3 protein-coding genes are annotated in these 2,911 nt (G+C 46.9%); all 3 read right to left on the minus strand.

All coding sequences use genetic code 11. The features are described 5' to 3' along the window. Positions 1–1,451 (minus strand): M28 family peptidase (locus VN105_RS22260; RefSeq protein ID WP_325644348.1); only part of this gene is annotated, 1,451 nt, incomplete at its 3' end. A gap of 125 nt (positions 1,452–1,576) precedes the next feature. Continuing rightward, positions 1,577–2,035: a ribose 5-phosphate isomerase B gene (gene rpiB, locus VN105_RS22265; protein ID WP_325644350.1), complete on the minus strand. Its 459-nt coding sequence runs from the start codon at positions 2,033–2,035 to the stop codon at positions 1,577–1,579. 30 nt (positions 2,036–2,065) lie between these two features. Then, the coding region (gene tatC / locus VN105_RS22270) for a twin-arginine translocase subunit TatC (protein ID WP_325644352.1) at positions 2,066–2,911 on the minus strand (846 nt) is incomplete at its 5' end.

Genomic DNA, 2,911 nt, shown 5'->3' on the forward strand with positions numbered 1-2,911 from the left:
TAAAAAACAAGGCGCGCTCTTTTTGCCAGCAGGTTATAACTGATCTTTTCCACTGTATCTGTGGGTGCATGATAATCGGCATGGGTGCCGTTGAAATAGAAAATTATCGGGATTCCGTGCTGTGCAAACATATAGTGATCAGACCGGTAGTAAAATCCTTCCGGGTCATTGGGGTCGTTGTATTTATAGTCCAGCTTGAGGTGGGTGTAAGTATTGTTGGCCTTTTCATTAATGGGTCGCAGTTCAGAACTGAGTTTGTTATCGCCGATTATATACAGGTAATTGGTGTCTTTTTCATGAGCGGGGTCAATGCGCCCTATCATATCTATGTTCAGATCTGTTACCGTATTGGCCAGGGGATACACCGGATGTTCCGTGTAATACTGTGAGCCAAGCAAGCCTTTTTCCTCTCCGGATACCGTCATGAATACCATACTTCTCCTTGGGCCGTTACCGGCTTTTTTAGCGCGAGCAAAAGCAGCAGCAATTTCTATTACAGCGCTGGTACCTGATCCGTCATCATCTGCCCCGTAAAAGATTTCGTCATCTTTTTTACCAAGATGATCATAGTGTGCTGTCACAAAAACAATTTCCTCTTTCTTATCAGTGCCTTCCAGGTAAGCCAGCACGTTGGAAGGTTGGAATACGGTGGCAGCCTTGTCAAAAAAGAGGTGAACCGGTGTTTGAATAACGGCAGGCGGGTTCCAGCCCCTGTCTATTTCCTCCAGGAGGTTATCGCCTTTATCGGTATTGAGCATGTCGGCAGCCAGTGCGGGTGTGATGTAGTAAATGTTCGGACTCCGGGAGGTGTCTTTCTGCCAGTAAAGACCGGTAGTGTGCAGTCTTTTTTGTTCCAGCGAGCGGTACCTGCCGGCTGCGGGACTGATGATCAGCAGGGCGGCTACGCCTTTTTGCCTCGCGGTAGCTATTCGCTCTTCCAGGCTGCGGCGGTCGCGTTGCAACCCTTTACGGATATCGTCCCGGATCATTACTACCTGGTCTTTTACGTCCATATCCCGGTAATCGTTGCGATCGGCAATTACCGTTCCTTCGCCTGCATAAAATACGCGGGATACCTGCAGGTCCTGTTTACCGGAGGCGCGCAGATCTGCGAGAAAGTCCTGTGCAAATGAATACGTTTTGTTCCGTACCGTGATGCTGCTTCTCAACAAACTATCTGAATAAATGGGATAATGTTGTTCCCATTGTCCGTTGGCGCCGGGTTGCAGGCCTGCGGCAGAGAACTGGCTGATGATATAGGCAGCTGCCCTCTCCTGTCCGCGGGTAGCGGTTTCCCGGCCTTCCATTTCCGGTCCTGCTATAATATGCAGTTGGCGGCTAAGCCCTGCAGCAGTTATGCTTTCACCATATTTTGCGGCCACCCCGTTGTTGGTTTGTGCCTGTGCAATATTTATCAGCAACAGAAAAGTGACAGCAAATGGAACTCTCATGATTGATTTTTATGACCGCGGATTCACATGTATAAATAAAAAGAGCCGGTTGGAAGCCGGCTCTTTAATATTACTACAATTCCGTGTATTCGTTACAGTAAAAAATGATATATGGTTTAAAACCGTTACAGGCAAACCATTTTGCGTACCCTGTCCTGGTGGCGGCCACCTTCAAACGATGTACTGATAAACACTTCCACCATCTGGTTGGCAACGGGAATATCTACAAAACGGGCAGGGATGCACAGCACATTTGCATTGTTATGTGAACGGGCCAGTCGCGCAAGCTCTTCTCCCCAACAGATCGCAGCCCGGATCCCCTGGTGTTTATTGGCAGTAATGGCTACGCCATTGGCACTGCCGCAGATCAGGATACCAAAGGCGGCTTGTTCCCTTTCCACTGCTGTAGATACCGGGTGTGCATAGTCAGGATAATCCACAGAATCTTTTGAATGGGTGCCGTAATCTTTTACCTGCAGGCCTTTCGACTCCAGGAAAGAAATTACTTCTTCCTTATATTCATATCCTGCGTGATCAGAACCGATAGCCACAGGCAATGCCAGGTTAAATATGGTATTTTCCATTTTCAATTTCTTATTAGCTGTTAGAGATAATTAAGACCACTCTTCCACGTCGGTTTTAGCCATACTGTCTTCACGTTCTTTCAGCGCCTTTTTCGATATAAAGATACTGATTTCATACAGACAGTATAAAGGCACAAATACGATAAGCTGATCTATCAGGTCGGGCGGTGTAATTACGGCCGCCAGGATCAGGATCACCACAATAGCATGGCGTCTGTAGGATTTGAGAAATTCCGGGGTGAGAATACCGAGTTTGGTAAGGAAAAACACCAGTATCGGCAATTCAAACAAAAGTCCCATGCCTAATACGATCTGTGTCATCAGATCAAAGTAATCATCTATAAAAAACTGGTTTACTGCTTTTTGAGTTACCGTATAGGAAGCGAGGAAGTTGATGGTAAAAGGCGCCATGAGGAAATAGGCAAATGCGATTCCAAGGAAGAACTGGAAAGACACCCAGAAGATCACGCCGCGGGCGCCTTTGAGTTCCTTTTCTTTCAGCGCCGGTTTTACAAAGCGCCAGAACTCCCAGAAAATGTACGGGAAGGCACAAACAAAGCCGATTATGAACGCCAGTTTAAATTGCAGCATAATCTGCCCCACCATCTTATAATTCAAAAACTGGACCTTTACAGGCGTAATACAGAGCTGATCTCCCAATCCTACCCAATGACTGATCTTGCACAGCGCCACATAGGAAGGAAAGCTGGCATTGGTAGGTCCGAAAATTACATTATCCAGAATTTCCTGTGTATATAAAAAGCCGAATACGCTGAATGCAACGAGTGCCAGGGCTGATCTGACAAGGTGCCACCGGAGATCTTCGAGGTGATCGAAAAAAGACATTTCAGCCTTATCCTCATTGCTTGCGAACAA

Source organism: Chitinophaga sp. (assembly GCF_035564935.1).
Taxonomy (GTDB): Bacteria; Bacteroidota; Bacteroidia; order Chitinophagales; family Chitinophagaceae; genus Chitinophaga.